Consider the following 13,302-nt stretch of genomic DNA (forward strand, 5'->3'; position numbering starts at 1 on the left):
TCCATGACCAACAATGTCAGGCTGAACAATCTTAGATAATCGAAGCTTCTGAGATCAGGCCTTCGGCAATGTGACGCCAGTCTGCCCAAGATATTTGCCACCACGATCCTTGTAACTGACTTCACAAGTTTCGTCAGACTCAAAGAACAGCATCTGGGCAACCCCTTCATTGGCATAAATCTTAGCCGGCAGATTGGTGGTATTGGAAAATTCGAGAGTGACATGCCCTTCCCACTCAGGCTCCAGAGGGGTGACATTGACGATGATACCGCATCGGGCATAAGTGGATTTACCCAGACAAATGGTCAGCACATTACGCGGAATTCTAAAGTATTCCACGGTACGGGCCAGAGCAAATGAGTTGGGAGGAATTATGCAGACATCGCCGACAAAATCGACAAAGCTCTTGGAATCAAAAGCTTTGGGATCAACAGTGGCGGAATGTACGTTGGTAAAGATCTTGAATTCATTGCTGCAGCGGACATCATAGCCATAGCTGGAATTGCCGTATGAAATCAGTTTACCTTTCTCTTCAGATGCCCTTACCTGCCCATCCTGGAACGGCTCTATCATGCCGTGCTCCAGAGACATTTTCCGAATCCACTTGTCTGCTTTTATCGTCATGTCGCTACTCGTATTTTGATGCAACTAACCCAGGGGCCGTCACATTAATATAATGTCAATCACAGGACAGATGAAAACCTGCCACAATATGCGCGCATGATACTGGAACAGCGGAAATTGACCAAGTGCAGGTTTCCACAATCATTCCCCCCCAATTGCATCAAGCATAATCAGGGGGATGAATCCCCTCAGTACTAGTCTGCTTTCACAATGATTTCCGGAAACATCTGCGCCTGATTCTTGGCTCGTAAGGACAGGCCCGCTCCCAACTTGCGGGCAATATCCCGATAGATTAAACCGACCTCTGAGTCCGGTTCAGCAGCAACGGTGGGCTGACCAGAGTCTGTCTGTTCGCGAATCGTCATGTGCAGAGGTAACTGTCCCAGCAGGTCAGTATCGTATTCCTCTGAAACTCTCTCTCCGCCGCCGGCGCCAAACAGGGGTTCGTGATGACCACAGTTACTACAGATATGAATACTCATATTCTCAATAACCCCCAGCACCGGAATCTCCACTTTGCGGAACATTTCAATACCTTTTTTGCAGTCAAGCAAAGCGATGTCCTGCGGCGTGGTGACAATGACCGCCCCGGTCACAGGAACTTTCTGCGCAAGCGTTAATTGAATATCACCAGTTCCAGGAGGCATATCGACAATCAAGTAATCCAGATCATCCCACTGACTTTGGGTGAGCAATTGCTGCAAGGCACCACTGACCATGGGGCCACGCCAGACCATCGGCGTTTTGTCCGTTACCAGAAACGCCATGGACATCACCTGAATACCATGCGCCCTAACAGGAATAAAATACTGGTTATCTTTCACTTCCGGCCGGGTGCCTTCGGCGACGCCCAACATCATCCCCTGACTCGGGCCATAGATATCAGCATCAAGAATTCCGACTTTTGCACCTTCTTTCTGTAAAGCCAGAGCCAGATTCACCGCTGTCGTTGACTTCCCTACACCACCTTTTCCGGAGGCCACTGCGATAATATTTTTTACATTCGCCACTGCAGGCAGATTTTTCTGGGCCTGATGAGGGGCGATGGCCCAGCTCACTTCAACCTCAGCCGATTCAACGCCGTCACAGTTTTCAATCGCTGTCGATACAATCTGCCTGAGCCCCCCGGCAATTCCCGCGGCGGGATAGCCCAATTCCAGTGACAGGGAAACCTTATTGTTTTCGATTTCCAGTGACTTGACCGCCCCCGTCGAAAATAAATCCGCTTTCAAATAAGGATCCTGATAGCCCCGAATGGCATTTTCCACTTCGGCTTTGTTGATCGCAGTCATTGGTATCTCCACATTGGCCTCTTCATGACACATGTAGTCGCAACATGGACACATGATTAAGGCGGGATGATCATTCTCAGTTTTGGCGAATACTATACTAAATCGGTATGGTATTTCCAGATCAGGCTTGCCCATATCCGACCGACTGTCACCGATAGCAAATCTATTCCACCGAATCCGAAGACGGATGAAAATTCACCTTCATAGCGCTATCATACCGCCCCATTCGATTTAGATTGCCAATTGGCAGAATCGCCTGGTAAATAATTGGCCAGGTAACAAATAGCCCGGCAATCAGTTAATTTGGTAAATAGATGGCTCTAAGGGTGGAGAGCCAGCACACCATCGTTTCTCGATTCCACTCTATTAACGGAAAGGTAATATGTCCGCTCAGCAAAGAAAGATTCTTGTCACCAGCGCGCTTCCCTACGCTAATGGCCCGATACACCTGGGCCACCTGTTGGAGTACATCCAGACCGATATCTGGGTGCGTTTCCAGAAAGCCAGGGGGCATAAATGCACGTATGTCTGTGCCGACGACGCGCACGGCACCGCGATCATGCTGAAAGCTGAGCAGATGAGTATGACGTCTGAGCAACTGATCGAACAGGTCAATGAAGACCATCGCAAGGATTTTGCAGATTTTCTGATCGAGTTCGACAACTATTATTCAACGCATTCCGAAGAAAACCGGGAGTTATCCGAACTGATTTACAAGGCACTCAGGGATAAGGGCCATATTGCTACACGTGAAATCACGCAAGCCTATGATCCTGAGAAGGAACTATTCCTGGCCGACCGCTTTATCAAAGGCACTTGCCCAAACTGTAAAGCCGAAGATCAATACGGCGATAACTGCGAAGTCTGCAGCGCCACGTACACACCGGCCGAACTGATCAATCCCCGTTCGGCGATCTCAGGCGCGACCCCGATCACCAAGGAATCCGAGCACTTCTTTTTCAAACTCCCGGATTTCCAGGATTTCCTGAAAGAATGGACCCGCAGCGGAACCTTGCAGCCCCAGGTTGCCAATAAGCTGGCCGAGTGGCTCGATGCTGAACTACAGGAATGGGACATTTCCCGGGACGCACCTTACTTTGGCTTTGAGATTCCGGATGCACCCGGCAAATACTTTTATGTCTGGCTGGATGCACCAATCGGTTACATGGCCAGCTTCAAAAATCTGTGCGCCCGTCGTGACGATCTGGATTTCGATGAATACTGGAGGCCGAACTCGGATGCAGAGCTTTACCACTTCATTGGTAAAGACATCATCAACTTCCACGCCCTTTTCTGGCCATCCATGCTGAGTGCTTCTGACTTCAGAACACCTTCAGCGGTCTGGGCGCACGGTTACGTGACCGTTGACGGCAAAAAGATGTCCAAGTCCCGCGGCACCTTCATCATGGCACGCACCTACCTGAAACATTTGGATCCCGAGTATCTGCGTTACTACTATGCGGCCAAACTGAATGCAAATGTGGACGACCTGGATCTGAATCTGCAGGATTTTACCGCGCGAGTGAATGCCGATCTGGTTGGTAAACTCGTCAACATTGCCAGCCGCTGCGCGGGGTTTATTAACAAAGCTGGCGGCAAGCTGTCTGCCAAGCTCGCAGAACCCGAACTGCTGTCCCAATTTACTGAAAAGTCTGATGCCATTGCCGAAGCTTACGAGAAACGCGAGTTTGGCCGAGCGATTCGCGACATCATGGCGCTAGCAGATATTGCCAACGGCTATATTGCCGAAAAAGAGCCATGGAAACTGGCCAAAGAGGAAGGTAAAGAACAGGAAGTGGTGGATGTTTGCTCAACGGGCATCAATATGTTCTACATCCTGATGACCTATCTGACGCCGGTTGTGCCAGAGATGGCCAAAAAAGCAGAAGCCTTTCTCAACATCCAACTGCAATGGCAGTCGACTCCGGCGCCATTGAAAGATCATGCCATCAACAAATTCAAAGCCATGATGACCCGGATCGATCCCAAGGCCGTGAACGCCATGATTGATGACTCTAAAGAAGCTCCCAAGGCAACGAAAGAGAAGGCCAAGAAAGTGGCTCCCAAACCGGAAACGCCTTCTGAAATCGAATATGATGATTTTGCCAAGGTAGACCTGAGAATTGCCAAGATCGTCAACGCGGAACATGTAGAAGGCGCTGATAAGCTCCTTAAACTGACGCTGAGCCTCGGTGAGAATGAAAAACAGGTGTTCGCCGGAATCAAATCCGCTTACGCGCCGGAAGATCTGATCGGCAGGCTGACCGTGATGGTTGCCAACCTCAAACCACGCAAGATGAAGTTCGGCATGTCAGAAGGCATGGTTCTGGCAGCTGGCCCGGGCGGCAAAGACATCTGGCTGTTGCAGCCAGATAGTGGCGCCCAACCAGGCATGAGAGTCATGTAGCACGACTCACGGGAAGCTTTTCCCGTGAGAATTCAAGATCATCGCACGTTAAGGGCCCGGTAAAATAAGGGCCCTCTAAGATCTTAGAACTGAAAATCGCCAAACCTTAAATGCAGGGTTACCTATTGCTCTATATGCGACAGGCCGTCCTCACAATTTGACCTGTATCACCCATAACCTGTCAAAACCTTCTATTACCTATCAACAGACCCGATACATTTAGGCTATAATACGCGCCCCGTTAATACTGGGGCGCTATTTTGGCGCAGCGCTTAATCACAAACGCGGTCCAACACGAGAGCCATTTTACCCATGACTGAGTATTTGCTCATTCTCGTCAGCACCATACTGGTAAACAACTTTGTGCTCGTCCAATTCCTTGGACTATGCCCGTTTATGGGTGTTTCCAACAAACTGGAAACGGCCATGGGAATGTCTCTGGCCACTACCTTTGTACTGACACTCTCATCTCTCTGTAGCTATCTGGCTTTCGAATACCTCCTGGCCCCTCTTGGGCTTGAGTACCTGAAAACCATCACTTTTATTCTGGTGATCGCTGTCGTTGTACAGTTCACCGAGATGGTCGTCCACAAGACCAGTCCATTACTGTATCGCGTTCTGGGAATATTCCTCCCATTAATCACCACCAACTGCGCCGTTCTGGGTGTAGCACTCCTGAACATAAAAAAACAGAACGGTTTTATGGAATCCATTCTCTACGGATTTGGAGCCGCAGTGGGCTTTTCACTGGTTTTGGTACTGTTTTCCGCCATGCGGGAACGTATCGCTGTAGCGGATGTCCCAATGCCTTTCAAAGGCAGCGCAATTGGTATGATTACCGCTGGCCTGATGTCTCTGGCGTTTCTGGGCTTCACCGGCCTGGTAAATATCTGAGGTATCCGGAATGAGTATAGTGATCGTTGCGGTATTGGCCCTTCTTGCCCTGGCAGTCACGTTCGGGGCGATTCTCGGGTTTGCCTCTGTCCGTTTCAAAGTTGAAGGCAATCCGCTGGTCGACCAGATCGACGGGCTTCTGCCACAAACCCAGTGTGGCCAATGTGGTTATCCGGGTTGCCGCCCTTACGCTGAAGCTATTGCTGGTGGTGATGCCATCAACAAGTGTCCTCCAGGTGGTGAAACCACCATATCCGCTTTGGCAGATCTTCTGGATGTAGAACCCATTCCACTGGATGAAGAACACGGAGTGGCCCAGGGTAAGCGGGTCGCATTTATACGGGAAGACGAATGTATCGGATGCACCAAATGCATACAGGCTTGTCCAGTCGATGCCATTCTTGGAGCAGCCAAACAGATGCACACGGTTATCGTGGATGAATGTACCGGTTGCGACCTATGTGTCGAGCCCTGCCCCGTTGACTGTATCGATATGGTTCCGGTTGGCCAGACGATCCGCGACTGGTCGTGGCACAAACCCGGCTCAGAACCAATCGACCCGACCCGCATTATCACAACAGATCAGCGAACCGACCCCAACGACCAGGAGGCGGCGTGAGACAGACCTGGGATTTCCATGGTGGAATTCATCCGCCGGAAAATAAAACGCAGTCCACCCAGCAGAGCATTCGTAAGGCCGGTATTCCACAATACCTGTATCTGCCTCTGAGCCAGCATATTGGTCAGCCGGCAGCTCCTGTTGTGGCAATTGGGCAACAGGTCAAAAAAGGCGACATGATTGCCGAAGCTGTCGGGCCTGTCAGCGTGCCAGTTCACGCCCCGACTTCAGGTACCGTTATCGCCATTGAGGACCACCAGGTTCCTCATCCTTCTGGATTGACCGATTCCTGCATTGTCATAGAAACAGACGGCCTGGATGAATGGAAAGAATGTATCCCCTGCGAGAATTATGAAGAGTTGGAACCGGCTGAGATCCTCGAGCGGGTCAGGCAAGCAGGTATTGCAGGACTTGGCGGTGCCGGATTCCCAACAGCGATCAAGCTGCACCCTCCCCGCAATGATAAAGTCAATTCACTGATTCTGAATGCCGCAGAATGCGAACCCTACATCACAGCAGATGACATGTTGATGAGGGAAAGAGCCCATGAGGTGATTGGCGGGTTGGAGATTATGGCATTTATCCTCCAGCCAGAGGAGTGCCTGATCGGCATCGAGGACAATAAACCGGAGGCCGTGGCCGCCTTGCGGGAAGCGGCGAAAGATACTCAGATTGAAATCGTGGTGATCCCCACCAAATACCCTTCCGGGGGCGAAAAACAACTGATCAAGATTCTCACTGGCCTTGAGGTACCGAACGGACACATCCCCGCAGATATCGGTGTCATGTGCCAGAATGTCGGTACTTCAGCCGCCGTGTACCGTGCCATTCGCCATGGAGAACCTTTGGTTTCCAGAATTACGACGGTGACCGGAGAGGCGGTCGAACAACCAGCCAACTTCGAAACGCTGCTTGGAACCCCCTTATCTTTTCTGCTGAACCAGGCCGGCTTCAACGCTGCCAAGGCCTCTCGCGTACTGATGGGGGGGCCAATGATGGGCTTTGCTCTGACCTCCACCGATATTCCGGTCGTGAAAACCACCAACTGCTTGCTGGCGGCAACTCAGAAAGAATTTCCTGAACCACCTCCGGAGCAACCTTGCATCCGATGCGGAATGTGTGCTGAAGCCTGCCCCGCTGAACTATTGCCCCAACAATTGTTCTGGTTTGCCAAGGCCCAGGAATTCGAAAAGGCTGAAATGCACAACCTTTTCGATTGCATCGAGTGCGGCGCCTGTTCGTATGTTTGTCCCAGCAGCATTCCCTTGGTTCAGTATTACCGGTACTCCAAGAGCCAGATACGTATTGCCAGACTCGATCAGGAGAAATCTGACAAGGCTCGTGAGCGATTTGAGTTCAGGCAAACACGATTACAACGGGAACAGGAAGAAAAAGAAGCCAAACGCAAAGCCAGAGCCGAAGCTGCCGCTAAAGCGCAAGCAGCCCGAGCAGCAGAAGCACAAGCCGCAGAAGATCCGAAAAAAGCCGCCGTTGCTGAGGCCGTAAAACGGGCGCAGGCAAAACGTCAACAGCAGGCAGCCCCCGAGGTCGATCTCGCTGAGCTGGAATCCAACGTCCAGAAAGCAAAAGACAAGCTGACCAAGGTTGAAGCCTCCCTGCAGCAGGCTGAGGCCGAACAATCAGATATGGCAGAAAAACTGCGTAACGCTGTGGCCAAGAACCGTGATCGACTGGCATTTGCCGAGCAGGCATTGGCGGACGCCAGAAAGCAAAGTTCAGATACTTCTACTACAGCAAGTAGCGCCTCTCTGCCAGCCCAGGACAGCGAACAGCTGCAACGCAGCATAAAACGCCAGGAAGACAAAATCGCCACGCTGCAGAACGCAATTAACGACACCCGAAATTCTGATCCAGATCGGGCAAATCAGTTGCAACCTACTCTCGATAAGAGTCTGGCCAGGCTGGCAGAGCTGAAAGCCGCACTTGGCGCTACTGCTCCCGACACACCTGAGGAACAAGCAGGCCCGGACCTAGAACAATTGCAAAGCCAGGTAGACAAAGCCAAAGACAAACTGGCCATGATGCAAGGCATGCTGGAAGAAGCCCAGGCAGAAGACCCTGTTGATGATGCAAAGGTCAGCAAGCTGACCCGCGCAGTCGAAAAGAATCATGAACGGCTGGCGGCAGCGGAAAAGAGTCTGAAAAATGCAAAACAGCAAGCCCAACAAATACCAGGACAGGCAAAGTCCTCTCCAGAAGAGTTGGAAGCCCTGCGCAATAATATCGACAAAGCCCGAGACAAACTCGTCATGATGCAGGGTATGCTGGAAGAAGCGCAGGCTGAATCTCCCACAGACGAATCCAAAATCGCCAAACTGACCCGAGCCGTCGAGAAAAACCAAGAAAGACTCAAAGCCGCTGAAACCGCCTACCAGAATGCTGGAGGAGAAAGCGTGGACATCGTTAATTAGTCTTCAATTCAATAACGTATACTATTTCGAGCAACGAATTCATGGCACTGTTACAGATCACCTCACCCCACCTCCGGGGCACAAACCGCACCGCTTCAGTCATGCAGTGGGTGTTGTTGGCGACGCTGCCCGGATTTGTGGCACTGATCTGGTTCTTCGGGTGGGGAGTTCTGATAAATGTCGCCTGGGCCGTCCTACTGGCTATCGGTGCTGAAGCTACCGTCCTTCGCCTGAGAAAACGCCCCGTAATGTTTTACCTGAGTGATTACAGCGCCCTGGTTACTGCGGTATTGCTGGGCCTGGCGCTTCCGCCTTTTACGCCCTGGTGGGTAACTGCTGTTGGCGTACTATTCGCCATTGTCATTTCCAAACAACTTTACGGCGGATTGGGCAGCAATCCTTTCAATCCCGCCATGGTCGGCTATGCATTGCTGCTGGTGTCTTTCCCTGTTGAAATGACAACACACTGGGCCACGCCCTCCACACTGGCAGTGCAACCAGACTTCCTCCAGACACTGACCTACATTTTCACCGGAGGCGGCGTCAACATCGACGGTGTCACTATGGCCACGCCATTGGACACCTACAAACATCAAGTCGATATTCTGACCCGAGAAGAACTCACCCAACTCCCGGTTTTCGGGCAACACGTCGCTTTGGGTTGGGAATGGGTAAATCTTGGCTTTCTAGCCGGAGGCCTGGCGCTGCTCTGGCGCAAAATCATTACCTGGCATATCCCTGTCAGCATGCTGTTGTCGTTGACAGCCTGTTCGCTGATCATTGGATGGGATCCGGACCAATACACGCCCGTTTCCATTCATCTTCTATCAGGGGCAACCATGCTAGGGGCATTTTTTATTGCCACAGATCCTGTCACGGCTGCTACCAGTCGGTTGGGCAAACTTTACTACGGTGCAGGAATCGGCATTCTCGTGTACATCATTCGTACCTGGGGAGGATACCCGGATGCTGTGGCCTTCGCTGTACTGTTGATGAATTTTGCCGCGCCGTTTCTAGACCATTACACCAAGCCTAGAACCTATGGGCACCGTAAAGCCCATCGCGGCATCAAGAAAGCAGACTGATAAACAGAAGAGGCCAACAAAGTATATGACAAGTTTGGGCGCTGCCATATTCAGGGGAAGTATCGGGCTTGGCCTGTTTGCCATTATCACAGCCGGTCTGATTGCACTAACCCAAGTTTCGACCGCCGAACGTATCGCCAAGGCTCAGAAGCAGGCACGAACCAAAGCTTTACTGGAAATCGTGCCTGAAAATGAACACGACAACGATCTGCTGGAGTCAGCGATTTTGCTACCTCCAAGCCCTCTACTGGGCACTCGGGAAGAAACAGAAGCCTTTATTGCCACAAATAAAGGCCAGACCGTTGCCATAATTCTTCCGGTCATCGCCGCTGACGGCTATACCGGGGAAATCAGTGCCATCGTGGGTATCCGTCCGGACGGCACCATTCAGGGAGTTCGGGTAACGGCACATAAAGAAACTCCCGGGCTGGGTGATAAAATCGAAATCAGGAAATCCGATTGGATTGAAGGATTTACCAATAAAGCACTTGGTACACCGGCGGAGGATAAGTGGAAAGTAAAAAAAGATGGCGGACATTTTGATCAACTGACCGGTGCCACCATTACACCGAGAGCTATCGTGGGAAGCGTCAAAAATGCGCTGATCTACTTTAAGCAGAATCGGACCAAACTTCTGGGTCCCAGGACCTAATTGCTGACTCATTATGACCAGCATTTTAAGATAACAGGCGGATCAAACGGGAAAACAGTCATGGCTAAATCCTATCTGGAAATCACCCAGGACGGACTCTGGAAAAACAACCCCGCCCTGGTTCAACTTTTGGGCCTCTGCCCCCTATTGGCGGTGACCGGTACTGTCGTCAATGCCCTCGGCCTGGGCATGGCCACCATGTTGGTTTTAACAGGCTCGAATATTGCTGTCTCGCTGATCCGTAACTTCGTTCCCGAGTCAGTGCGTCTACCAGCTTTCGTGATGATCATCGCCTCATTCGTTACCTGTGCCGAACTGCTGATGCAGGCGTACACTTATGAGCTCTACGAAATACTGGGTATTTTTATCCCGCTGATTGTGACCAACTGCGCCATACTTGGCCGTGCTGATGCTTTTGCCAGCAAAAACCCGATCCTTCCCTCCGCTCTGGACGGATTCATGATGGGCCTGGGCTTTACCCTGGTACTGATACTGCTGGGAGGCATTCGGGAGCTCATCGGACAGGGTACGCTGTTTACCGGCATGGACCTTCTGTTCGGCGAGACCGCTAAAAACTGGCAGTTGAATGTTATCCAGGACTACCCCAACTTTCTGTTTGCAGTACTCCCACCCGGCGCCTTTGTCGGTATGGGATTCATTATTGCTCTGAAAAATATTATCGATAACCGCATGAAGCGTTCAGCGGAAATGAAGAAAGACAAAGTCGCCGCCGGAAGCAAACGCGTTCGGGTAACCGGCAGTATTTCCTGACCTTAAACGACAAGTCCCTGGCAGTAACATGAACAAAGATAAACGGCGGGAGATTTTTGCCCGCCTCAAGGCAGAAAATCCAAACCCTACGACTGAGCTTGAATACGGCTCGGCCTTCGAATTGCTGATTGCCGTCATCCTGTCGGCACAGTCGACAGATGTGGGCGTGAACAAAGCAACCCGCAAGCTGTACCCTGTTGCCAACACGCCAGAAGCAATATATACGCTGGGCGTTGAAGGCCTGAAGGAGTATATCAAGACCATAGGACTCTATAATGCCAAAGCTGAAAATGTCATCAAGGCATGCAAGATCCTGATAGATCAGCACAACTCTCAGGTTCCTGAGACCCGGGAAGCCCTGGAAGCCCTTCCGGGGGTCGGACGCAAAACAGCCAATGTGGTATTGAATACAGCATTCCGCCAACCCACCATGGCTGTGGATACCCATATATTCAGAGTTTCCAACAGGACTGGCATTGCACCGGGTAAAAATGTGCTGGAGGTGGAGAAAAAACTGCTGAAGCATGTCCCAAAAGACTACTTGATGGATGCCCACCACTGGCTGATACTGCATGGCCGGTATATCTGCACCGCCAGAAAGCCCAAGTGTGCAGCCTGCGTCATTGAAGATCTGTGTGAATTCAAGCAGAAAGTAATAGATTGACTCCCATGGCGACATCATGGTCGCCATCCCCCTCACCATCTCCTACCCCCATAATTGTTTCATTTACATGTAGACCATATGAACTTTTGATTAATTCACCACCAACTCACTGCCCTCTTTACACCTCTTCCATTACAATTTGATGATACTTTCATTTCACCATGGAATTTTGTCGTCGTGGCCTTATGCTCCTTACCCACTACCTGCAGTAGACTTTCTGTAAAATACGCCCACCTGAACCGGGTCCGTATTGCCTATGAAACCTTTGGCGACCCTGCAGCCCCGACTCTTCTATTAATTATGGGACTGGGGGCACAGATGCTGGTATGGCCGGATGCACTTTGCAGACACCTTGCCTCTCAAGGCTTTCATGTGGTCAGGTTTGATAATCGGGATATCGGCCTGTCCTCCAAGATCGACGGAATCAATACCAACCTGACTCTGAACCTGATTCGCAAAAAGTTCGGACTGGCTTTGTCCGCCCCCTACAATCTGGAAGACATGGCCCAGGACGCCGCCGAACTGCTCGACCATCTGAATATCAAGCGGGCACATATTGCAGGTGCTTCCATGGGAGGAATGATTGCCCAGGTGCTGGCTGCCAACCATCCTGAACGGGTGATCAGCCTTTCCCTGATCATGACCTCCAGCGGCTTTTCAGCCATGCCGACGTTTAGTCCCAGACTGGCGCTCAGTCTGATCCGCAAACAAACCTTCCAGAACCGGGATCTGCTGTACCAACACAAAATCAAATTGATCAGAGCCATTGGCAGCACCTCCTATCCCGCACCGGAAGCAGAACTACTGTCAAGATTATCCAGGGTTATTGAGAGATGTGACAACGACGCTCCGGGAACACGCAGACAAACCACTGCGATGATGGTAACCGGCAGACTGGATCGATTTCAGAATAAAATTTTCTGCCCTACCCAGGTCCTGCACGGCGATGAAGATCAATTAATACGGGCTGCACAAGGAAGAGAAGTCGCCCAACGCATACGTGGGGCCAGTTATGAACTCATTCAGGGAATGGGGCATGACTTCCCAACCCCATTATTGGCAAGAATCAGCAGACTGCTGCGGCAACACGCACAGCAATATCAGAACATTCATCACTTGGTCGGCACAAAATATTAGTCCCACCCAGCATATATGAAAAACAAAAGACCCCGTGTATTCGGGGTCTTTTGATCACTGACTTTTTCTACAGAATGTCAAAAAACAAGACAATCAGCTATCGCCAAGCATCGCCTTCTTCAGACTTTCCTGAGCTGGCGTATCTGACAACCAGATTCCGAAAAGGGCCTGTTTGAAATCAATCCCACTACTAACGGTATCAACCAATTCTTCGTTCTTGTATATCTCAACACCTTTACCGGGAACATAAACCAGATCGAATACATCGTTTTCCAGAATCTCTTCGTCAAAGGCAGACATGAATTGGTCGACTTGAGACTGGATGGGAGCCATATTACCGCCGGTGGCGTTTTCAAACCCTTCCATCGTCGTCTTCTGCATCTTTTCGCTGGTGACTAAACCTGAAACCATATGTAACTTGATAGCCATGGGTTGGTCAGAATCTACAATCTGGCCTGCATCCTGGCTGGCTTCGGGCAGATACAAACCGCCAACATAGACATCAATAAACCACTTGGAGCGCACTCCGGCACCATTTAGCTTAAGGTCAGAACCTGACGCCTCAAGGGTGTCAGGAATTTCGATATCCGCCACAGTGGCCGCGTTCGCCAGCGGAGAGAGAGCAAGAGAAAGTACTAAGGTTGTGAGTAACTTTTTCATATTCCATCCCTAATTGCTTGGTTGTGTTCAACTGTTTGTTTTTATTGTGATGCTATTTTTTTGTG

General features: G+C 50.8%; 12 protein-coding genes. 9 read left to right on the plus strand and 3 right to left on the minus strand.

All coding sequences use genetic code 11. The annotated features are described in order from the left end of the window. Positions 1–54: 54 nt before the first annotated feature. Together dcd and apbC are read right to left on the minus strand one after the other, a co-directional pair. On the minus strand, positions 55–624 hold the full coding sequence (gene dcd / locus F566_RS0117150) for a dCTP deaminase (RefSeq protein WP_026180084.1): 570 nt from the start codon (positions 622–624) through the stop codon (positions 55–57). 194 nt (positions 625–818) lie between these two features. Continuing rightward, positions 819–1,916, minus strand: coding sequence for an iron-sulfur cluster carrier protein ApbC (gene apbC, locus F566_RS0117155; protein ID WP_020408248.1), 1,098 nt, complete (start codon positions 1,914–1,916; stop codon positions 819–821). Between the two features lie 382 nt (positions 1,917–2,298). Here apbC and metG point away from each other — a divergent pair, with 382 nt between their 5' ends. The 9 genes from metG to F566_RS33240 all read left to right on the plus strand — a co-directional run bounded on the left by metG (position 2,299) and on the right by F566_RS33240 (position 12,577). Further along, complete coding sequence (gene metG, locus F566_RS0117160) at positions 2,299–4,323, plus strand: methionine--tRNA ligase (protein WP_020408249.1); 2,025 nt, start codon at positions 2,299–2,301, stop codon at positions 4,321–4,323. A gap of 312 nt (positions 4,324–4,635) precedes the next feature. Next, the gene (rsxA, locus tag F566_RS0117165; protein WP_026180085.1) at positions 4,636–5,217 is read left to right on the plus strand and encodes an electron transport complex subunit RsxA; all 582 of its coding nucleotides are present in this window, start codon (positions 4,636–4,638) and stop codon (positions 5,215–5,217) included. Positions 5,218–5,227: 10 nt separating this feature from the next. Further along, complete coding sequence (gene rsxB, locus F566_RS0117170) at positions 5,228–5,836, plus strand: electron transport complex subunit RsxB (RefSeq protein ID WP_020408251.1); 609 nt, start codon at positions 5,228–5,230, stop codon at positions 5,834–5,836. Beyond that, positions 5,833–8,268, plus strand: a complete 2,436-nt coding sequence (gene rsxC, locus F566_RS0117175; RefSeq protein ID WP_020408252.1) for an electron transport complex subunit RsxC — start codon at positions 5,833–5,835, stop codon at positions 8,266–8,268. The genes rsxB and rsxC overlap by 4 nt, the downstream gene beginning before the upstream one ends. A 41-nt stretch (positions 8,269–8,309) precedes the next feature. Then, positions 8,310–9,353, plus strand: a complete 1,044-nt coding sequence (rsxD, locus tag F566_RS0117180; RefSeq protein WP_020408253.1) for an electron transport complex subunit RsxD — start codon at positions 8,310–8,312, stop codon at positions 9,351–9,353. Between the two features lie 25 nt (positions 9,354–9,378). Then, positions 9,379–10,005, plus strand: a complete 627-nt coding sequence (gene rsxG / locus F566_RS0117185) for an electron transport complex subunit RsxG (RefSeq protein WP_020408254.1) — start codon at positions 9,379–9,381, stop codon at positions 10,003–10,005. A gap of 60 nt (positions 10,006–10,065) precedes the next feature. Next, positions 10,066–10,776: an electron transport complex subunit E gene (locus tag F566_RS0117190; protein ID WP_026180086.1), complete on the plus strand. Its 711-nt coding sequence runs from the start codon at positions 10,066–10,068 to the stop codon at positions 10,774–10,776. 28 nt (positions 10,777–10,804) lie between these two features. After that, complete coding sequence (nth, locus tag F566_RS0117195) at positions 10,805–11,440, plus strand: endonuclease III (RefSeq protein ID WP_020408256.1); 636 nt, start codon at positions 10,805–10,807, stop codon at positions 11,438–11,440. Between the two features lie 177 nt (positions 11,441–11,617). After that, positions 11,618–12,577: an alpha/beta fold hydrolase gene (locus tag F566_RS33240; RefSeq protein ID WP_157496844.1), complete on the plus strand. Its 960-nt coding sequence runs from the start codon at positions 11,618–11,620 to the stop codon at positions 12,575–12,577. A 93-nt stretch (positions 12,578–12,670) separates the two neighbouring features. Here F566_RS33240 and F566_RS0117205 read toward each other — a convergent pair whose 3' ends face one another. Next, positions 12,671–13,237, minus strand: a complete 567-nt coding sequence (locus F566_RS0117205) for a chalcone isomerase family protein (RefSeq protein WP_020408258.1) — start codon at positions 13,235–13,237, stop codon at positions 12,671–12,673. Positions 13,238–13,302 lie beyond the last annotated feature (65 nt).

Source organism: Hahella ganghwensis DSM 17046, assembly GCF_000376785.1.
Taxonomy (GTDB): Bacteria; Pseudomonadota; Gammaproteobacteria; order Pseudomonadales; family Oleiphilaceae; genus Hahella; species Hahella ganghwensis.